The following is a 19,379-nucleotide window of genomic DNA, read 5'->3' on the forward strand; positions in this document are numbered from 1 at the left end:
TCCTCCTCACATTCCTGCCTCGGATCATTTTACCGGAGTCAACTGATGAATCCATTGTCCCTGTCCCGTCGTCGGTTTTTAGGTACTGCTGTTGGTAGCGGACTGGGGATGCTCTCGCTGAGCCCGCTGGTCCATGCGGGTCTGCCGACTGTGAAAGATCCCCGGGCGACTGACGGCGATTCCCGGTTCGAACCCGACTGGAAAGAACGTCTTTCGATTTCCGTTGGTCCGAAATCTGGAGACATTATCGGGACGGGTGACAAAGCACTGCAGGCGGCCATCGACTACATCGCTGCCAAAGGGGGAGGCACGGTCCGACTGCTGCCGGGAACCTTTACGCTGCGAAATGCCTTGCATCTGCCTGCGGAGATTCGACTGCAGGGAAGCGGCCCGGAAACGATCATCACAAAAGGGGCCTCAGAAACGGTGGCGCTCTCTGAAGATTCTGACTGGTACGATCAGGAAATTACGCTGGAGAAGTCGTCGGGATTTCAGGTAGGTGACGGGGTGGTTCTGGTTGTAAAGAATCCGAGTACCGGCAGCCAGGATGTGATTAAACGCACGCTGGTCGCACGCTCGGGAAATCGATTCAAATTGAACGAGGGACTCCGCAAGAATGTATGGCTCTCCGGAAGGCCCACCGTGTCATCGCTGTTTCCGTTATTAACCAGCGAATATACAAAAAATGTCCTGATCGAAAATCTGACCTTGGACGGGAATCGAGAAAACAATACCAATCTGAATGGCAACTATGGTGGCTGTATCTTTCTGCAGGACTGCAATCGTTACACGATTCGGAACGTCACCACGCGAAATTATAACGGGGACGGCATCAGCTTTCAGATCTGTCACGATGTGAAGGTCGAGAACTGCCACAGCCATGACAATGCCGACCTGGGCGTTCATCCGGGATCCGGATCCCAGCGACCTTTGATTGTGAACAGTCGCTTCGAGAATAACCACATCGGTCTGTTCTGGTGCTGGGGTGTGAAATATGGCCTGGCTGAGAAAAACCAGCTGAAAGGCAACGACATCAGTATTTCGATCGGCCATAACGATACCGATAATGTGATGCGAGAAAATATCATCCGCGACAGCAACCAGGTCGGCATTCTGTTCCGCAATGATGCCCGCGGGAAAAACTTCTGGGCCAATCGCAATACGGTCGTCAAGAATCAGATTATCAACAGCGGAGCCGCGGACGGTGTCGCCATTGATATTACCGGCAAAACATCCGATCTGACAATCACCGGTAACATCATCAGCGAAGAACGCCAGCCCGAGCAGCGCACCGGGATCCGTATTGGACCCGATGCCGGCACGATCAAACTGGCCGAGAATCAGATTCAGGGGTTTATGAAATCGGTTGACGATCAGCGACCGACGGCCTGAGCTCTCTGATCCCGGATGGAATCGGAGAGTGTGCCTGGAGCTTGCCTGCCGGATTACTTGCCTGTGTTACTTATCTGCAGTGATTTCTTCCGATTTCATCACTTTGCCGATCTGCTTGACTGCCTGACGGAGTCGCTGTGAGTTTTCGACGATCGCCATCCGCAGATAGCCTTCGCCGTCTTCGCCAAACCCACGCCCCGGGCTGACAGCAACACCACCTTCGTCGAGCAGTTTCATTGCGAAATCGATTGACCCCATCTTAGCCCAGGGTTCCGGGATTTTGGCCCAGACGAACATGCCCGCTTTGGGGCGATCGATTTCCCAGCCGAGGCGTTCCAGGCCATCGCAGAAGACATCGCGTCGCATCTGGTATTCGGCGGCGATACTGTCGACAGCTGCTTCACAGTGTCGCATGGCGACGATGGCAGCAATTTGCACAGGCTGGAACAGGCCGTAATCGTAATAACCTTTAATGGTCGAGAGGGCACGGACCATTTCCGAATTCCCTGAGCAGAAGCCGATACGCCAGCCGGCCATGCTGAAACCTTTACTCATGGTCGTAAATTCCACGCCGACTTCGGTGGCACCGGGAGTCGCGAGGAAACTGGGAGCCTTGTAACCATCAAAGCAGATGTCGGCATAAGCGAAATCGCTGATGACCAGGAATGAATACTTGCGTGCCAGTCGAACCAGCTCAACGTAGAAGTCCTGTTCAATGACGGTGGCGCTGGGATTGTGGGGGAAGTTCACCACGACGACTTTGGGTTTGGGATACAGGTGCTCGCAGGTGTAGGCGATGTTCGAAAGGAACTGATCGGGCTGGCGGACGTCGAGTTCGATGACGTTTCCTGCAGCCAGCATCACAGCGTAAACATGGACCGGGAACGAGGGGGAAGGCACGATTGCCGTATCTCCTGGTCCCATCAATGCAAGGCACATGTGGCTGAATCCCTCTTTGGAGCCGATACAGGTCACGACTTCCGTATCCGGATCGAGGCGGACCCCATATTTTTTCCAGTAGCGGGACGTCACTTCTTTTCTGAGGTTGGCAATCCCGTTGGCGACAGAATAGCGGTGATTCCGGGGGTCGGAAAGCGCTTCTGACATTTTCTCGACAATCAGCGGGTCGGGCGGATCCGTCGGGTTCCCCATCCCCAGGTCAATCACATCCACGCCCGCCACACGTTTCTGGTATTTCAGCTTATTGATTTTTCCAAAAAGGTAAGGGGGTAAACGCTTTACACGTTCAGCAACGGGGATGGTAAAGCCGTCGTCTGAAGAAGGAACTTCCGATTCGCCACGCATAATGAAAAGACTGCCTGTTCTACAAGGAATATTTATCGACTATCTGCCAGGACGACAAATTCGCTCACGGAGCGGGATCTGGCCTGGCTGAAACCATTTTACGCGATCACACCAGAAAATGCGCCTGATGAATGTGACATATTTTTCTCAGATTGATCAGCACATAAAAAAACGTGTGTCAGTAAATCAGGACTGACACACGCAAAGTCTAACTGGTTCTCTGTTTCAGGAGTGAATTACCGGGCAGCACCGTTCAGTCCCTGTGTGGGGCTGGGGATGGCCTGGTTGACCTGACCATTGCTGAAGTTCGTGCCTGAAGTCTGTGAGACACCACCGGTGGTTGAACCTGTAATGTAGTTGTCGACACGCGTCTGCTCTTTGAGTTTGGCAAACACGCGGGCGACCGCTTCCTGGGTCTGTTCTTCAGTCAACTGGTCAACCAGCTGGTTTTTCACTTCTTCAAGGCTGCTCACAATGGGTTCGGTCCGGCCTTCGCAGAGCAGAATCGCATAACGGCTCAGACCAATCTGTACGATACCGGAGACTTCCCCTTCTTTGAGTTTGAAGGCGGCTTTCCAGAGGCTTTCATTTTCAGAAAACTGAGGAATCGGCTGGATCGCACCACCCAGGGCACGGCTGTTTGGCTCGATGGAATAGTCACGGGCAAACCGTTCAAAGTCGGCAGGGTTCTTTTTGACATCATCCCAGACTTTCTGAGCCCGGCTCAGGTTGTCCATCATGATCATGCGGGCTTTGACGCGAGGGCCGTAATCCCGGACGAAGGCTTTCTGTACCTGTTCCTGGGTCAGGTTGGTGCGTTGCCCTGCCAGTTTTCGCAGTGCCAGCATGGGCCAGATTACGTTGCGACGATACTGGTTGGGATTCATTTTACGCTCAGCCTGCAGCATTTCGTACCAGGTTTTGGTATCCAGGTTGAAGCGTTTGGCGATCTTTTCCACTTCGGCATGCACTTCTGCCTGCTCGACGTTCACGCCGGCTTTCTGACAGGCCTGTTCGATGATGGCCCGGTTGATCACATTTTCCAGAACTTCCGGTCCATACAGGGCGATACACTCACGAGCCAGTTCGTCTTCGCTGATCACCACGCTGCCGACTTTGGCAACCGGTTGCGAGCGAGCCGAGGGCTGATTTCCGGAAATGCGGACCGTACCCGCAGATTTGTCTTCACCGGCGGCACCAGTTTTGGCATTGAATGTCTGGAACAAGAGGACGCCAGCGAGAAGAACCAGTCCTGTCCCGGCTGCGAAAAAGATGATTTTTCGTTTTGAGTTTGTCTTGGCTTTGGTCGCATGCGGGTTTGGGAATGGGTCGCCCATTGCTAAAAATCTCCATGTTTTGTATCCGACGCGGGGGAATCATGTGATTGACTGAATTCAGCCACCAGCGACTGGCACTGAATATGACGATCCTGCTTGGGGGCTGTTGATCGTCAGGCAGCGATTCCGAACAGGTCAAAACAGACGGCTTCGGAGCCACTAATCACGTTGATACTTTGTCGTCAGAAGATTTACGAAACTTCCATGTCTCAAGCTCTACCGTTAGAGCGCGGCGGAAATGTAAAACTTTCAACGAAACAGGTCAACAGCAATTTATGGAACCTGATATCTGTATACATCCGGGGCTGCAAAGTCCGTTTTTTCGCCCCGATCGCTTTGAGCTACAGCTGTTTTTTACGGATTATTTGATCCAGCGGGTGATGGAATGCGTTCTCCAGAGACCCGCTTCCCGTGAGACGTTGATTCCAGCTGAAAAAACAGAACAGGCAGCGAGTCCGATTTTTGATTATTCAGCAGGTCAGTGATTTCTTTGATTGCGATCAAAGTTGAGAGCGGGTTACAATCAGGTGACAGGCAGCCCGCCTGTCGGCATTTCCCAGTTGCGCCAGACAAAATCAGCAGGCTCAGTCAGGCAGATCATTCGAACAGACCAGATTCAACAATCAGCAGTAACAGAGACGAGGGACATCAATATGGGATTCTGGATGGATAAACTGCGAGCCGAGCTCGTAGATATCATTGAGTGGATCGATGATTCAAAACATACCCTGACCTGGCGGTTTCCCCGTTATCAGAACGAAATTAAAAATGGTGCCCAGCTGATTGTCCGGCCCGGACAGATGGCTTTGTTTGTGCATCGCGGGCAGGTGGCCGATGTATTTGAGCCGGGAAATTATGAGCTCAAAACCGATAACCTGCCAATCCTGGCGACCCTGCAGGGTTGGAAACATGGTTTCAACAGCCCGTTCCGCTCGGAAGTTTATTTCGTCAACACCACACAGATTACTGACCTGAAATGGGGAACCCCCAATCCCATCATGCTTCGCGATCCGGAATTCGGCCCAATTCGTCTCCGCGCTTTCGGGAACTATTCACTCAAAGCCAACGATCCACGAATCCTGGTGAAGGAACTGGTGGGCACCAATGCGGAATTCCATTCAGAAGAGATCAACGAACTGTTACGCTCCATCATCAACAGCTCGTTTGCCGACCTGATCGGGGAATCAAAATATGCGGCGCTGGACCTCGCTTCGAAATACACCGAGATTTCTCTGGAACTGAAAAAACTGGTCAACGAGCGGATTGATGACGAATATGGTCTGGAAACCCCGCAGCTGCTGATTGTGAATATCTCACTGCCGGAAACAGTAGAAAAAGCCCTGGATACCCGGACCAGCATGGGTGTAATTGGCGATATGAACAAATTCCAGCAGTTCCAGATGGGACAGGCGATGCTCTCGGCTGCCGAAAATCCTTCCGGGGGAGGCGCAGCAGATGGAATGGGACTGGGTATGGGATTCGCAATGGCGAACCGGATGATGCAGTCTCCCGGAATGGGAGCCCCCGGTCAGATGACACCGCCGCCGCCACCAGCAGCCTGGCATGTCGCCGTGAATGGTCAGTCGCAGGGACCCTATTCCCTGGAGCAGATTTCACAGGGAATCGCCGGCGGGCAGATTACCGATCAGACGCATGTCTGGTCAGCCGGAATGTCAGGCTGGTTACCGGCGAGCCAGGTGCCTCAGCTCGCGACTTACTTTCAGGCGACACCACCTCCCCCTCCACCGGCTGGTTAAGCGAACATGATTTCCGAGAACGTGGATGGCATGAAAGTGATACTGACAGTGAAATCAGTCTGCCCCGGGCAGAGAGATCAGAGGCTGGTGTTTGCGTGAGAGTCGCTCATATTATCACTCGTATGATTATCGGCGGCGCGCAGCAGAATACGCTTTACACGGTCGAAGATCAGTACCGGGATTACCAGGATGAAGTGATCCTGATGACCGGGCCCACTGATGGCCCGGAGGGGACGCTCATTCCCCGCGCAGAGCAGGGGGGCTTTGATCTGCAGATCCTCCCGCATCTGACGCGGAGTATCAGTCCGCTGAATGACTGGCGTGCGTATCGGGAGCTGATTACTGCTTTGCGGAATTACCAGCCCGATCTGGTTCACACACACAGTTCCAAAGCGGGAATTCTGGGACGGGCTGCCGCGTGGAAACTGAAGCTGCCGACCGTACATACGATCCATGGCGCTGCCTTTCATTTCGGCCAGTCCCCCGTGAATTATCATGCATACATCGCTGCAGAGAAGTGGGCCGCCCGGCGTTGTGACCGGCTCATCAGCGTCTGTGATGCCATGACCGATCAGTACGTAGCCGCAGGTATTACTGCCAGGGACCGCTGCGATACCGTCTACAGTGGCATGGAAGTGGAACCGTTTCTGACACCGCCTCGACCGCCGGAAGAAGTGCGTCGTGAACTGGGGATCCAGCCGGGGCAGATCGTCATCGGCAAAGTGGCGCGGCTGTTTCATCTGAAAGGGCACAAATATCTGATCGAAGCGGCAAAGCAGGTGGTCGATGCGCAGCCCGAGGTCCGGTTCTTGCTGATCGGCGATGGCATTCTTCGGGCGGAATTCGCAGCGCGGATTGCTGAGCTGGGGCTGTCGGAACATTTTATTTTCGCTGGACTGGTTCCCCCCGAACGCGTTCCGGAACTGATTCACGCGATGGACATTGTCGTACATACCAGTGTCTGGGAAGGGCTGGCCCGGGTGCTGCCCCAGGGGTTAATCGCTGGCAAGCCCGTCGTTTCCTACGATGTGGACGGAGCGCGTGAAGTGGTGATCCCTGGTGAAACCGGTTATCTGCTGCCACCCGAGTCGATTGAACCACTGGCACAGGCGTTAATTGAGCTCGCCGCTGATCCGGAAAAACGACAGCGGTTCGGTGAGACGGGACGCGAGCGCTTTACCGATCAGTTTCGTCACCAGACCATGACCCGCCGACTACGCGAAATTTATCAGCGGGTCCTGGATGAACGTCAGGCTTGATTGAAGTCGCTGGTCCGATCTATTTCTGGATCAGGACATTCACCCCTTTTTTGTTGGAGAGGACGATATCGGGGCGTCCATCACCGTTCATGTCCGCCATGGAGAACTGGGTCCCTACGCCTGTGTCATTGCCGGCTTCGATTTTGTGCGGAATGATTTCCGGGGCGGCGTTTTTGTTGCGTTTGATTTCATACCAGTACATCACGACCGGTTCTTTTCCACCCGGATCTTTTCCATTGTGGGCGAAGAACCGTTTGCCGGTCACCATGTCTCGCTGTCCGTCGCCGTTCATATCAATGAAGTGCATGGCGTGCGTCTGGGAATAACTTTTATCAATCAGGTGCGCTTTGAATTTAGGCTCATCTCCGCCGGAAAGGTTTTCAAACCACCAGACACCAAACTCGTGAGCAGAACTGCCGATGATGTCCATGTCGCCATCCATGTCGAGGTCTTCCACGTGCAGATCAGCCATTTTTTCAGAGGGTTCTGATCCACTCACGCTCAGTGTAAACGGGTGGAATTCCCACAGGCTTTCTTCCAGGACTTCCGGTGCTTCCCACCAGCCATTGGGGATCAGCACATCCTGGCGTCCGTCTTTGTTGAAGTCACCAACACCCAGTCCGTGGTAATATTTGAATGTTCCGTTCTTCATGGGATCGCCGGGTTTGCTGATCGGCGTGAAGGTCCATTTTTTGTCAGCCAGGTCGGGAGAGGGAATTTCCAGGTAACCCATCTGCTGTTCAGGCTGAGATCCGAAAATCAGCTCGGGTTTGCCATCACCGGTCAGATCAGCAAACTGAGGCGTCTCATTACAGATGCTGTGCCAGATCAGGTGTTCTTTCCAGTGACCTGATTCATTTTTTGGGTTTTCATACCAGTAAAACTCTTTGCCGGGAAAGCTGACATAAATGAAATCGGTCCAGCCATCCTGGTTAATGTCATATGCAAAATTGCAGAAGCTGTCACTATATCCTACACCGGCGACGAATTTTCCCGGTTTGCGGATTTCGTGCATTTTCCAGTCGGGGGCTTCGTACCAGACGTCGCCGGCGATGACATCCATCTTACCATCTTTATTCACGTCAGCTGCTGCAGAACCTTCCGAACGGAAAGCGGCATCCAGTTGCTGTCGCTGCCAGGTTTTGCCGGCGGAAAGTGTCAGCGGAGCAGTCAGCAAAACCAGCAGCGTGAAGACGGAGCAAAGACTCAGTCGATGGTAGATGTGATTGTTCATTTATGAGTTCCTGTTGTTAACTTGCGAACGCGGTAAGTTTCACTGTCTCCGATGTAGACGTTCCCGTTTGGACCCACATACACGCCATGCGGTCGTGCCAGGCGACACTGCGCCGGGTCGCCATCGGGGCCATCCCCTTTTTTACCGTCTCCGACGGCGGTTTCAATCGTACCATCTTTTTTACGGATGACGCGAATGGTGTGACTTTCCGTATCAGCCAGGTAGATGTCTCCATTGGGTGCGACGGAAATTCCTTTCGGGCCGGAAAGTGTCGCTTTCTCAGCAGGGCCGCCATGTCCCGTATATCCTTTTTTACCCGTGCCGGCGATGTGATGTAAAGTCTGATCCTCCAGATCGATGCGATATACCTTGTTTCCTTCACGCAACGCGAGATACAGAGAACCCTTCTTGGAGCCATCGGCGAAAAAGTCCAGGGCCCGGGGACCGTTGAGTGGAGTGCCTTCGACTTTCGCGCCATCGGGAGTGGGCTTCCGTTCCCCCGTACCGGAAAATGTGCTGACAGTGCCGGTTGTCAGATCGACGCGTCGAATCCGGTGATTACCGATGTCGCAGATGTAGAGATTGTTGTCATTATCCAGCGCAATCGAATGCGGACGCGAGAATGTGGCGTTTGTTGCCGGGCCACCATCTCCGGAGAAGCCTTTTTCGCCTGTGCCGGCGACGGTGGAAATCTTTCCTGTTTTAGCATCGACGCGCCGAACGATGTTATTAACCATCTCGACAAAGTACATGTTGCCTGCTTTGTCGAAGCGGACTTCATAAGGCTCATTGAGTTCTGCTTCCAGAGCCGCTCCCGTGTCGCCGCTGTAGCCTTTTTTTCCCGTACCGGCAACGGTCGAGATCTTTCCGGTTTTTTCATCAATGCGACGGATGACGTGACTTTTGATTTCACAGACATACAGTGCCCCGTCCGGTCCCAGGCTCAGGCCATAGGGTTCGCCGACCTGGGCTTCTACCGCGGGCCCACCATCGCCGGTATGGCCGACTTTTCCTGTGCCGGCAATCGTCTTGACGGTTTGTGCAGAAACAGACGTTGTGAACAGGCTGAGCAGCAGGACTGCAGGTAACATCAATCGGTGCATATTGTCATTCCAGATGAAGAGTATTTTTATTGTTGAGGAAGATCGTCAAACGGTCGCTCTGGATCATCGTGTTTGAAGATCAGATAGCGGCCCGCGTTCGGATTCTGTTTTAACAGTTCGGCCGGCGTAATCAGGGCGTGTCCTTTGCTCTGTTTGTCGATGACCAGTATTTTAACACCTGCAAGATGATCTTGCTTCTTGAAAAACTGCTCAAGTAGAATATTATCGGGTTTCCCTTTTTCATCCAGGACGACAACATACTCGGCGGAAGGCTGAGGTACAAAGGGGCGTTCTTCTGCACACCCGGTGTAGAGCAGACAGAGTGCTGACAGCAAAAACAGGTGATGCGGGATACGCATTTAATGCACGCCTCCCATCTCGGCTTCCAGTTTATCTTTGTTGCTGAACAGGATGTTACTGTCCATCGGCCCGAACCAGCCGATCTGATATTTCCTGGGGTCTCCTCCATAGGCTGACGTGCCGGTTCCCGACATGACTGCTGAGGTCACACGTCCGTCTGCCCAGCCGATATTGGCTATGATTCCCGTGTGTCGGAAATGGATCGAAGGATCAGGACGCCAGGGGGTTTCCTCAAAAGTGGGAGGTACTGGAGGTGTTGAGTCAGGCGAGCCCCAGTTGTCGATAAAGAAAGGGGGTTCGATAAAGCTGTACTCAATGATGTGTAAATCAGGAAAGCCCTGCGCCAGGGCGGCGTCAGAAAATGCGACCGTCCGTGCCAGGCTGCCGATTTCCCGCATGTTCGTGGCGACCATGTTGTTAGTGGGATATGTATTCTTCCAGGATGTTCCCCCCAGATAAGCCTGGTTGTAACCGTAACCTCCGGTTCCCCCTTCAAATGCATTGGCCACAGTGCCGTGCGCGGCAAAGTTTCCAAAGGTCGGGCATTTTTTGATACCAGTGCTCTGTTCGAGAAAGGGAGCCAGTGGCCCCAGGTGCGCCTGAAACTTTGTGGTCGCATCGTTGGTGGTGCGTTCCCCGTGCCAGCGTTTTTTACCGCCCAGCCCTACATGCGAGTCGGGAGCCGCACGAGGCCAGTATCCGCCATTGGAATCCGCATACATATGACAGGCCAGCACAATCTGACGCAGGTTATTTTTACACTGTGCCATCCGGGCGGCTTCGCGTGCCTGTTGAACGGCAGGCAGCAGCAATGCGACCAGAATCGCGATGATGGCGATGACGACCAGGAGCTCAATCAGGGTAAAGCCACGCTTGTGGAACGTTCTGGCAGGCTGCTGGTCAATCTGGGGAGAGGTAGAGGGAGAGTTCGAAAAATACATTCTGAAGGTTACTTTGTGGTTAGAGTGCTTCTTTGCAGGTGAAAAACATCACTCAACATTCTAACCATTTGCCATCTTGACTGTCTTGTCAGTCAACGGAATTCAAGCGTGGTAAACTTCATTTTTACCGAAAAAGCAGTCTGAAGGTGAACGTTTTCGGAAATTATTCCGTTGCCGTCTCTGCCTGATTTTGCTTTGCAATGATTTCGCGCTCTTTCTTCAGGCACAGGGCGATGAAAGTGCCTGAGATCGCAGCCTGGGCGATCAGATAGACCAGGATCTGTGGTCCGTTCAGAATGATACAGGCGCCGAAGGCGATGACAAACAGAGTAATCAAACGTGCTTTCAGACTCATGGACCTGACCTTGTTTTATTTCGAAGAAAGGAATCTGTTGTCTTTGGTTACACAAAGTATAGTGCTGTATGATACATTGATCAATTCAGATTTGATATCTCCAGAGACCCGGACACCCGATTTCTGGAAAACAGACACTTCAGGAGACCCGGAGTAAAAATCACCATGACGGATGTTGCAGCAATTCAGGAATATCTGACGCACCTCGCTCCCCCCGCTCTGGCGGAGAGCTGGGATAATGTCGGTTTATTAACGGGGGACCAAAATCAGCCGGTCAGCCGGATACTCACCTGCCTGACGTTGACCCCGGATGTGGCCGCTGAAGCGATTGCTGAAAACGCGGATTTAATCATCAGCCATCACCCGATCCTGTTTCGCCCGATACAGCAGATTACCTCAAACACCGTAGAAGGCAAAATGCTGCTGGCCCTGATCCAGGCAGAAATTTCCGTTTACAGCCCGCATACATCCTATGACAGTGCCGAACAGGGGATCAACTGGCAACTGGCCCAACTGCTGGGACTGGAAGATATCGGGATTCTCAGGCCACTGAATTCCACTGCAGAACCGGAACTGCCCGAGCAGGGGGCAGGGCGTTTCGGCTCATTGCCGGCTGAGTTTACGCTGGCGCAGGTCAATCAGTTAATCAAGCAGGCACTCAAGATCGACGCACTGCAGTTTGTGGGAGATCCTGGTCTGAAAGTGCAACGGGTCGGCATTGCCTGTGGGGCAGCTGCAGAATTTCTAAAAGATGCCCACCAACACGACTGTCAGGTTCTGTTGACCGGCGAAGCCCGTTTTCATGCCTGCCTGGAAGCGCGGGCTTTGGGAATGGGATTGATTCTGCCCGGTCACTACGCTACCGAGCGTCCGGCGATGGAGCAGATGGCTCACCTGCTGCAGCAACAGTTTCCAAAATTGACGACCTGGGCGAGTCAAAAAGAGACAGATCCCCTGCAGTGGGATTGTGATGGAGAGTAAAAAATGAGTCAAATCGGTGATTCAGGGCTGATTTAGATGGCACTATGTATATTCCATCCTGGTTGCCATTGACCTGATCGGCAGATTTCGCCATTATCCCCCCTCTCTCAGTCGTTTAGATCCTCTTTTTTGACACACTCTCTGAACACAATTTAGTTCCCAGGTGTCTCAATCTGTAACAACCAGCTCACTTAAGACTTAAAAATTTCGATGTCCAACGCGAAACCCAACCGTTTTGAAGCAGAACGGATTAAAAAGTTAGAGAAAATACAGTCACTCGGATTTGATCCCTGGGGTCAGCGGTTTGACGGCCATATTCCGATCGCTGACGCACGTACGCAGGCCCCGGAAGCATCTGGAGAAGACGGGGAAGAAGTACGAATCGCGGGCCGCATCATGCTGCGGCGTAAAGCGGGGAAACTCCGTTTTTATGACATCAAAGACTGGACCGGCAAAATCCAGTTGCTCTTTTCCCGCGGTGATCTGACCGATGCCCAGTGGGAACTGATGGGAACACTCGATCTGGGCGACCTGATCGGCATTGATGGCTGTCTGCGACGGACCGAGACCGGCGAGATTTCTGTCTTCGTGAAAGAGCTGACCGTACTTTGTAAATCCCTGGCACAGCCTCCAGAAAAACATCACAGCGTGAAAGATGTCGAACTGCTGCTGCGACAACGCTCACTGGATCTGATTTATACCGAAGGCGTTCTGGAAAAGATGCTCAAGCGGAGTCAGATCATTGATTCCGTGCGGCAGACGCTCCGTAATCACAAGTACGCGGAAGTCGAAACCCCGGTCTTGCATGCCGTCGCCGGTGGAGCTGCAGCGCGGCCCTTTATTACCCATCACAATACGCTCGATATCCAACTCTACATGCGGATTGCCCTGGAACTGCACCTCAAGCGATTGATGGTCGGCGGGATCGAACGCGTGTATGAAATCGGACGCGTCTTCCGTAATGAAGGCATTGACGCGACACACAATCCCGAATTCACGATGATCGAAATCTACCAGGCGTATGGCAATTATGAAACGATGATGGATCTGACTGAAGCCATCGTCACCGACGCCGTCAAAACGATCAGCGAAACCATGGAACTTCCCTGGGGCGAAGATGAAACGATTGACTTCAGCGGCCCCTGGGAACGGAAAAAATATCTCGACCTCGTCAGAGAGCACGCCGGCTGTGATCCGTCTGACCCGGCTGCGGTTGCCGCCGTGGCAAAACAGCATGGGATTGAAACGGAAAACGTGCACCCCGACGTGGTTCTGAACGAAGTGTTTGAAGCCACCTGCGAAAAACATCTGACCGGGCCTGTATTCGTCATTGATTACCCCGCCTCGATCTGTCCGCTGACCAAGCGGAAGCAGGCTGATCCCAATATTGCCGAGCGGTTCGAACTGTTCGTGCAGGGGATGGAGCTGGCGAATGCATATACCGAACTGAATGACCCGCTACTGCAGGAAGAATTATTCCAGACTCAACTGTCCGGTCTTTCAGAAGAAGACTCGATGGCGAAGATGGATACAGATTTTATTAAAGCGTTAAAGGTTGGTATGCCACCGGCTGGAGGGCTGGGAATCGGGATTGACCGTCTCGTGATGTTGCTGACGAACAGTCACAGCATTCGCGACGTCATCTACTTCCCACTGCTTCGACCGGAAGGTCAGCCTTCACAACCTGAGTAAACCATGGATGACCCCGGCAATCAGCTTTTGATTGTCGACTGAAAATCAGCCAAAGGATTGGCCGTATGTACAAATCACTGCTATGCCTGCGTTATTTGAGAACCCGCTATATTGCGCTGGCCAGTATCATCAGCATGACCCTGGGCGTGGCGACCATGATTGTCGTCAACAGTGTGATGGATGGTTTCAGCACGGATATGCGAACCCGTCTGCGAGGCATCCTCGCGGATGTGATTGTGGAAACCAATTCACTGGACGGCGAACCCGTTACCAAAGATATCAAGAACAGTATCCAGCGTGCCATTGGTGATGATATTGCGGGGATGACGGAGACCGTCGAAATTTATGCCATGCTCAGCGTGCAATATGGTTCGCAGTGGCAGAGCAAGCCGGTCACCCTGATCGGCATCGATCCCGAAACCAAAGCCACCGTCGGTCCGTTGGCCCAGTATCTGGAACATACGAAAGACAACGACATTCCCAACTGGGAACTCTCGCCGGAAGCGATGGCCTACCGCAAGGAATGGACCACGCGCGCCCAATGGATGGTCGAACGCTGGAATCACAATCCCCCGCCGATCGAACAGAACGAACAGGTGTCTTTCGAAGAACCGGTCGAGTCGAGTGAGCCACTGCCGGCACCAAAGTTCGCCAATGAGTCAGAGACGGCATCCCCCTTTGATCAGACGCCGAAACCGAAAGGTACTCATAAAGCAAATCCAACGGCCAATCCCTTCGGCGAAGACCTGAAGGTGTCCGCTTTTGAAGAAAAAGAAGAACGGGATCCCAGCAGTCCACTGCCGGGCCGCGTGTATATCGGGTATGGTCTGGTGAGTTTTCCTTATGAAGATCCGGAAACCGGTAAAACGGAAACGTTCCAGATTGTCAAACCAGGAGATGATGTCAAAATCAGTACGGTCACTGCCGGACAACCGCCCGAGCCGACACACTTTAACGCGACGGTCGTTGATCTGTTCAAGAGTAACATGAGCGAGCACGACAGCAGCCTGGTCTTCTGTAATCTCGAATACCTGCAGGAAATGCGAGGCATGATCGGCGGCGGGGAGAAATCGATCACATCAATTCAAATTAAACTGAAACGTCCGGAAGATGCCGCCATGGTCGTCAGCAAGCTGGAAGAAGCACTGCCTGCCAGCAAGTTTCGCGTGCGGACCTGGGAAGACAAACAGGGACCGTTGCTGGCTGCCGTCGAAGTCGAATCTGCGATCCTGAATGTGCTGCTGTTTCTGATTATTGCCGTCGCCGGCTTTGGAATCCTGGCGATCTTCTTCATGATCACAATCGAAAAGACACGCGATATCGGCGTGCTCAAAGCATTGGGTGCCAGCTCAAACGGCATCATGTCGATCTTCCTGTCCTATGGCCTGGCTTTAGGCCTGGTGGGGAGTGGGGTTGGTGTAATTGTCGGTCTGTTGTTTGTGAGATACATCAATGAAATTGAAAAGGCGATTACCTGGATCACCGGGCGAAAAGTATTCGACCAGCGCATTTATTACTTCCCTGAAATTTCGACTCACGTGAATCCAATGATGGTCTTCTGGGTCGCCATTGGTGCGATGGTGATTGCCGTGCTTGCCAGTATTTTACCCGCGCGAAAAGCTGCTCGATTCCATCCTGTGGAGTCACTGCGTTACGAATAACGATTTGCTCGTTGAGCCACTTTGTGAAACACGGAAAAGTATCATCCACTGTTGTTTCCCGTTTATGTCGAGTATGAATTCATGACTGAGACCTTATCCATGCCTCATCCCCAGCTATCGGCGATTGCCATCGAAAAGGCTTATCGAAAAGACAAACACAAAGTTCCCGTGCTGCGGGGCATTGATGTGGATGTTCAGAAGGCGGAGTTCCTGTCGATCGTGGGACAGTCCGGATCAGGAAAAAGCACGCTGATGCATCTGTTTGGACTCCTTGATTCTCCCGACATCGGCGAAATCCAGCTGGAAGGCCAGCGGATTGATGATCTGCCCGATCATGCCCGCGATCAGATTCGCAACCGGGTGTTCGGCTTTATTTTCCAGTTTTATCATCTGCTGCCTGAGCTGAATCTACTGGAAAATGTCCTTTCCCCGCTGATGATCCGGTACTCGACATGGGAATACTGGAAGCAGAAAAAGAAGTTTCGTGAGGACGCGTTAGAGATTATTGAAAAAGTGGGTCTGTCGCATCGAATCAAGCACCGCCCATCAGAAATGTCGGGTGGAGAAATGCAGCGGGCCGCCATTGCCCGGGCCTTGATTGCCAAGCCCCAGATCCTGCTGGCGGACGAGCCTACCGGAAATCTGGATAGTAGTACCGGTAAAGAAATTATGAACCTGCTGACCAACTTGAATGAGCAGGAACAGCTGACTATCATCATGGTGACGCACGACAATTCGATCGCCGCCCAGGCGCATCGAACGGTTCGTCTGCTGGAAGGTCAGATTGAGGTTCTGGGGAAATCCCACGCCACTTCCGTTCCCGCTTAGTGACAAACGATCAGCGTACCGCTGCTGGTTTGAACCACTGTCGCCCGCGTTGTGTCAATGGCGTACGCCGTTGCACGTGATGCTTCTGACGGAGATGGATTTCACTGAATTCAACGTCGGATTAATCTTCCGTCAAAACCAGCCAGCCGTACCTCGGCCTATTTTGAGAATGGTACCAGATTCCAATGTCGCTCCAAGTTTATATTGACGGAAAACTGCTTCCCAAGGAAGAAGCAAAGATCAGTGTATTTGATCATGGTCTGCTATATGGTGACGGCGTATTCGAAGGCATTCGCGTCTATAATAAAAAAGTGTTTCTGATCCAGGAGCACATCGATCGCCTGTATGAAAGCGCCCTGGCGATTCGCCTGGTAATCCCCCTGTCGAAAGAGGAAATGGTTTCGGCCATCAATGAAACGGTCGCCGCCAACAAGATAGAAGATGGCTACATCCGACTGGTCATCACGCGCGGAGCGGGTTCTCTGGGTCTGGATATTCGCCGCACCAGCCATCCACAGGTCATCATCATTGCGGATAACATTTCCCTTTACGATCCGCAGCTGTATATTGACGGTCTGAAAATCATCACTGCCGCCACGATTCGCAATCACCCGGCTGCATTGTCTTCCCGCGTGAAGTCACTCAATTATCTGAACAATATCCTCGCGAAAATTGAAGGCACCGATGCCGGCTGTATCGAGGCATTGATGCTGAACCACAAAGGGGAAGTCGCGGAATGTACCGGCGACAATATTTTCATTGTGAAAAATGGTGTGTTGAAGACCCCGTCTGTGGATGCCGGGATTCTGGAAGGCATCACTCGCAATGCCGTGATCAGGCTGGCTGAGCAGTCGGGAATCACCGTCGACCAGTCACCGTTTACGCGTCACGATATTTTCGTGGCTGACGAATGCTTCCTGACAGGATCTGCTGCGGAAGTGATCCCTGTGGTGGAACTCGATGGCCGCCAGATCGGGACTGGCAAGCCAGGGCCGATGACGAAAGATCTCAACGAAAAATTCAAACAGCTCACGCGGGAATAACAGTGCTGCAGCGCAGGTTGAGATTCCGGAATCAGTCGAAATCGGCCTGTGATCTGAATGCCTGTTGCATGAGTCTTTTCCTGTGATACGATAAGAATTCGCCGGTTAGCGCGACCTGTTGGTGCTGTCCTGGTGTTAATTCTCTCAGTGAATTTGAATTGATCTGTCCTGTCCGGAAACCTGCTCATGCGAATTTCAAGACCCGCTGTCCGTATTCTGAGTGTGTCACTGCTGCTGTTCTGTGTGGCTGTTGTGCAGGGTGAACCAGCCGATAATGCTGCCCCTGAAGCGAAAAAAGATCCACAGACGGTCAAGCAGGCTTTAGCAGAGTTCAATTCCCTGATTGGTGGCTGGCGCGGGGTCGGCATGATTAAACGCAATTCCCGCAAAGGGGCCTGGTCGGAAAATGCAGAGTGGGTCTGGAAATTTAAACCCGAATCCACCAGCATTGACTACGAGATCACCGATGGGAAATTCCTCAAATCCGCGTCCCTCAGTTATGACCCGGAACAGAAGCGATACCAACTTGCGACCATTCTTCCGGATGGGGCCAAACGCGATTATACGGGAACGTTAAATAAAGACACCCTGATCCTCGAGTCAGCCCCCGATTCAGAAGGAGCCATCTATCGAATTTCGATCCGCCGCCTGAATGAAAAACGGACCCTCGTACTGTTTGAGCAGCGTAACCAGGGGCAGTCATTTTATTACCGCCTGGCCGAAGTCGGTTACACCAGAGAAGGAACCCGGCTGGCAGATCCCGGGAGCGGCGGACCGGAGTGTATCGTCACCGGTGGTGCAGGAACAATTCAAGTCAGCTACCAGGGAAAGACGTATTACGTCTGTTGCAGCGGCTGTAAGCAGGCTTTCGATGAAGATCCCGAAACGTATATCGAGGAAGCGAAACAGAAAGCAGAAGCACGCCGGAAACAGAAGTCGGACTGAATCGAACTGTGGTTAAGCAGGATCCCCGTGCGACTGTGTGCATTTCTAATGCAGCGTCTCCTGGTCATTGGGACCCGAGAATAATCGTACGAGAGATGCTTTGCCAAAATGGGATGCGTTAGAAATTTTCCAGGGAAGAGCCCAGTTCACCCGTGGCTTTGTCCTCAGGAGCTTCTTCCAGAATGACTTCTGTTTCAGCCAGATCCGTGCGCGGCAGCGGAATTCGTTCCTCGGTAGCCGATTTTTTTGACATCGGATTCAGCCACCTGGGGAGCCGGGTAAATCGGGATGATTCTTCTGCTTTGGTCTGAATGATGGCTGGCTCAAGCTCAACAGGTTGCTGCTGTGAGACATTTTGCACCGGAGTCGCCTGCTTGTCCTTCTTCGTATAAAATTCCAACCCGAAAAAAGGTGAGCGGCTGTTACTGTCCATCTGGAACCATTTGTTTCCCAGACCTTGACATCCCGTCTGTGCGCAGAATAAGAGCGTCAGGACGCATAATACTCTGGTTGATCGTAGCCCGTTCATTTGTTGACTTATTCCATCCTTGTCCAAGTCAAATACGCTTTACATCAGTGCTGCCCGAAATCCGATACATCCCACTGACCTTGTGGTCAACCTGGATTTCGTCTTCTATCGTCATCGACTGATTCTGAAGACAGAATTCCTGAATTTCCCGTTTCAGTAAGACTTGCAGGGAAATAGTCTGCCCCAGGTCGATTTATCTTAACAGTTGCCGAATTATTCTTCTGCAGATTCTTCTGCGAGACGGTTTTCGATTTCCTCTTCCGTTTCGACAGGAGGTTCACTCTGCCTGGGAACGCCGCGAAATGCGAGTTTGCTTGTGATCGGGCCGTCATTTCCCATCTGGCAGCCCGTCCAGGTCATGACGCACAGCAGAGAACAGCAGGCAGCAAGGCGTAATTGTAGACGCATCATTGGGATTCCCTTCCCAGTAAATATGAACAATACCCCCTACGATATTCGGGGCGTTTCATAGCAGGAATTGGTTTTCAGGTGAAGAGCGTTTTTCAGATCCCTGGCAGCGAATTCTGATTTTCGACCTCATTTCAGGGCTTTCTGCAAATCTGTTGCCGAATCTCCACATGTTGTTTTGAGACATCTTTGCACTAACTTAAAAACTTTCAACAGGTTACGTGATATTAACCGACTGGTGCTCCGGGC

General features: G+C 52.5%; 18 protein-coding genes. 9 read left to right on the plus strand and 9 right to left on the minus strand.

Going from position 1 to position 19,379, the window contains the following annotated elements:
• Positions 1-45: 45 nt before the first annotated feature.
• Positions 46-1,392, plus strand: coding sequence for a right-handed parallel beta-helix repeat-containing protein (locus AACZ40_RS08870; RefSeq protein WP_291171129.1), 1,347 nt, complete (start codon positions 46-48; stop codon positions 1,390-1,392).
• A 66-nt stretch (positions 1,393-1,458) separates the two neighbouring features.
• On the opposite strand, the gene AACZ40_RS08875 is transcribed toward AACZ40_RS08870, so the two are convergent.
• Both AACZ40_RS08875 and AACZ40_RS08880 read right to left on the minus strand, forming a co-directional pair.
• The gene (locus tag AACZ40_RS08875) at positions 1,459-2,697 is read right to left on the minus strand and encodes an aminotransferase class I/II-fold pyridoxal phosphate-dependent enzyme (RefSeq protein ID WP_291171131.1); all 1,239 of its coding nucleotides are present in this window, start codon (positions 2,695-2,697) and stop codon (positions 1,459-1,461) included.
• Between the two features lie 236 nt (positions 2,698-2,933).
• Positions 2,934-4,034: a peptidylprolyl isomerase gene (locus tag AACZ40_RS08880; protein WP_291171132.1), complete on the minus strand. Its 1,101-nt coding sequence runs from the start codon at positions 4,032-4,034 to the stop codon at positions 2,934-2,936.
• Between the two features lie 665 nt (positions 4,035-4,699).
• Here AACZ40_RS08880 and AACZ40_RS08885 point away from each other — a divergent pair.
• The gene (locus tag AACZ40_RS08885; RefSeq protein ID WP_291171134.1) at positions 4,700-5,791 is read left to right on the plus strand and encodes an SPFH domain-containing protein; all 1,092 of its coding nucleotides are present in this window, start codon (positions 4,700-4,702) and stop codon (positions 5,789-5,791) included.
• A gap of 95 nt (positions 5,792-5,886) precedes the next feature.
• Positions 5,887-7,050 (plus strand): glycosyltransferase family 4 protein, encoded by a 1,164-nt coding sequence (locus AACZ40_RS08890; RefSeq protein ID WP_291171136.1) that lies wholly within the window; start codon positions 5,887-5,889, stop codon positions 7,048-7,050.
• Positions 7,051-7,069: 19 nt separating this feature from the next.
• On the opposite strand, the gene AACZ40_RS08895 is transcribed toward AACZ40_RS08890, so the two are convergent.
• The 5 genes from AACZ40_RS08895 to AACZ40_RS08915 all read right to left on the minus strand — a co-directional run bounded on the left by AACZ40_RS08895 (position 7,070) and on the right by AACZ40_RS08915 (position 11,043).
• On the minus strand, positions 7,070-8,284 hold the full coding sequence (locus AACZ40_RS08895; protein ID WP_291171138.1) for a VCBS repeat-containing protein: 1,215 nt from the start codon (positions 8,282-8,284) through the stop codon (positions 7,070-7,072).
• Positions 8,281-9,387 (minus strand): hypothetical protein, encoded by a 1,107-nt coding sequence (locus AACZ40_RS08900; RefSeq protein WP_291171140.1) that lies wholly within the window; start codon positions 9,385-9,387, stop codon positions 8,281-8,283. The genes AACZ40_RS08895 and AACZ40_RS08900 overlap by 4 nt, the downstream gene beginning before the upstream one ends.
• 26 nt (positions 9,388-9,413) lie before the next feature.
• Positions 9,414-9,746: a hypothetical protein gene (locus tag AACZ40_RS08905; protein WP_291171143.1), complete on the minus strand. Its 333-nt coding sequence runs from the start codon at positions 9,744-9,746 to the stop codon at positions 9,414-9,416.
• On the minus strand, positions 9,747-10,688 hold the full coding sequence (locus AACZ40_RS08910) for a DUF1559 domain-containing protein (protein ID WP_291171145.1): 942 nt from the start codon (positions 10,686-10,688) through the stop codon (positions 9,747-9,749). It lies immediately after the preceding gene.
• Positions 10,689-10,851: 163 nt separating this feature from the next.
• Entirely contained in the window at positions 10,852-11,043 is a 192-nt protein-coding gene (locus tag AACZ40_RS08915; RefSeq protein WP_291171147.1) for a hypothetical protein, read from the minus strand.
• 165 nt (positions 11,044-11,208) lie between these two features.
• Here AACZ40_RS08915 and AACZ40_RS08920 point away from each other — a divergent pair, with 165 nt between their 5' ends.
• From AACZ40_RS08920 to AACZ40_RS08945, 6 genes are all read left to right on the plus strand, one after another.
• Positions 11,209-12,024 carry a Nif3-like dinuclear metal center hexameric protein gene (locus tag AACZ40_RS08920; RefSeq protein WP_291171149.1) on the plus strand — a complete coding sequence of 272 codons (816 nt, stop codon included), beginning with the start codon at positions 11,209-11,211 and terminating at the stop codon, positions 12,022-12,024.
• 210 nt (positions 12,025-12,234) lie between these two features.
• The gene (gene lysS, locus AACZ40_RS08925) at positions 12,235-13,716 is read left to right on the plus strand and encodes a lysine--tRNA ligase (protein WP_291171150.1); all 1,482 of its coding nucleotides are present in this window, start codon (positions 12,235-12,237) and stop codon (positions 13,714-13,716) included.
• A 65-nt stretch (positions 13,717-13,781) separates the two neighbouring features.
• Positions 13,782-15,377: an FtsX-like permease family protein gene (locus AACZ40_RS08930; protein WP_291171152.1), complete on the plus strand. Its 1,596-nt coding sequence runs from the start codon at positions 13,782-13,784 to the stop codon at positions 15,375-15,377.
• An 81-nt stretch (positions 15,378-15,458) separates the two neighbouring features.
• Positions 15,459-16,205: an ABC transporter ATP-binding protein gene (locus AACZ40_RS08935; RefSeq protein ID WP_291171155.1), complete on the plus strand. Its 747-nt coding sequence runs from the start codon at positions 15,459-15,461 to the stop codon at positions 16,203-16,205.
• 185 nt (positions 16,206-16,390) lie between these two features.
• Positions 16,391-17,248, plus strand: a complete 858-nt coding sequence (gene ilvE / locus AACZ40_RS08940) for a branched-chain-amino-acid transaminase (protein ID WP_291171157.1) — start codon at positions 16,391-16,393, stop codon at positions 17,246-17,248.
• Positions 17,249-17,434: 186 nt separating this feature from the next.
• A complete protein-coding gene (locus AACZ40_RS08945; protein WP_291171159.1) occupies positions 17,435-18,193 on the plus strand; it encodes a YHS domain-containing protein in 759 nt (252 codons plus the stop codon).
• A gap of 118 nt (positions 18,194-18,311) precedes the next feature.
• On the opposite strand, the gene AACZ40_RS08950 is transcribed toward AACZ40_RS08945, so the two are convergent.
• Entirely contained in the window at positions 18,312-18,722 is a 411-nt protein-coding gene (locus AACZ40_RS08950; protein ID WP_339674103.1) for a hypothetical protein, read from the minus strand.
• Between the two features lie 213 nt (positions 18,723-18,935).
• Positions 18,936-19,133, minus strand: coding sequence for a hypothetical protein (locus tag AACZ40_RS08955; RefSeq protein WP_291171162.1), 198 nt, complete (start codon positions 19,131-19,133; stop codon positions 18,936-18,938).
• Positions 19,134-19,379 lie beyond the last annotated feature (246 nt).

The organism is uncultured Gimesia sp. (genome assembly GCF_963972345.1).
Classification (GTDB): domain Bacteria; phylum Planctomycetota; class Planctomycetia; order Planctomycetales; family Planctomycetaceae; genus Gimesia.

Excerpts from the sequence above, each read along its gene's own strand:
- AACZ40_RS08870 (WP_291171129.1), top strand. The coding sequence starts at position 46 with ATGAATCCATTGTCCCTGTCCCGTCGTCGGTTTTTAGGTACTGCTGTT.
- AACZ40_RS08875 (WP_291171131.1), bottom strand. The coding sequence starts at position 2,697 with ATGCGTGGCGAATCGGAAGTTCCTTCTTCAGACGACGGCTTTACCATC.
- AACZ40_RS08880 (WP_291171132.1), bottom strand. The coding sequence starts at position 4,034 with ATGGGCGACCCATTCCCAAACCCGCATGCGACCAAAGCCAAGACAAAC.
- AACZ40_RS08885 (WP_291171134.1), top strand. The coding sequence starts at position 4,700 with ATGGATAAACTGCGAGCCGAGCTCGTAGATATCATTGAGTGGATCGAT.
- AACZ40_RS08895 (WP_291171138.1), bottom strand. The coding sequence starts at position 8,284 with ATGAACAATCACATCTACCATCGACTGAGTCTTTGCTCCGTCTTCACG.
- AACZ40_RS08900 (WP_291171140.1), bottom strand. The coding sequence starts at position 9,387 with ATGCACCGATTGATGTTACCTGCAGTCCTGCTGCTCAGCCTGTTCACA.
- AACZ40_RS08905 (WP_291171143.1), bottom strand. The coding sequence starts at position 9,746 with ATGCGTATCCCGCATCACCTGTTTTTGCTGTCAGCACTCTGTCTGCTC.
- AACZ40_RS08910 (WP_291171145.1), bottom strand. The coding sequence starts at position 10,688 with ATGTATTTTTCGAACTCTCCCTCTACCTCTCCCCAGATTGACCAGCAG.
- AACZ40_RS08915 (WP_291171147.1), bottom strand. The coding sequence starts at position 11,043 with ATGAGTCTGAAAGCACGTTTGATTACTCTGTTTGTCATCGCCTTCGGC.
- AACZ40_RS08920 (WP_291171149.1), top strand. The coding sequence starts at position 11,209 with ATGACGGATGTTGCAGCAATTCAGGAATATCTGACGCACCTCGCTCCC.
- lysS (WP_291171150.1), top strand. The coding sequence starts at position 12,235 with ATGTCCAACGCGAAACCCAACCGTTTTGAAGCAGAACGGATTAAAAAG.
- AACZ40_RS08930 (WP_291171152.1), top strand. The coding sequence starts at position 13,782 with ATGTACAAATCACTGCTATGCCTGCGTTATTTGAGAACCCGCTATATT.
- AACZ40_RS08935 (WP_291171155.1), top strand. The coding sequence starts at position 15,459 with ATGACTGAGACCTTATCCATGCCTCATCCCCAGCTATCGGCGATTGCC.
- ilvE (WP_291171157.1), top strand. The coding sequence starts at position 16,391 with ATGTCGCTCCAAGTTTATATTGACGGAAAACTGCTTCCCAAGGAAGAA.
- AACZ40_RS08945 (WP_291171159.1), top strand. The coding sequence starts at position 17,435 with ATGCGAATTTCAAGACCCGCTGTCCGTATTCTGAGTGTGTCACTGCTG.
- AACZ40_RS08950 (WP_339674103.1), bottom strand. The coding sequence starts at position 18,722 with ATGAACGGGCTACGATCAACCAGAGTATTATGCGTCCTGACGCTCTTA.
- AACZ40_RS08955 (WP_291171162.1), bottom strand. The coding sequence starts at position 19,133 with ATGATGCGTCTACAATTACGCCTTGCTGCCTGCTGTTCTCTGCTGTGC.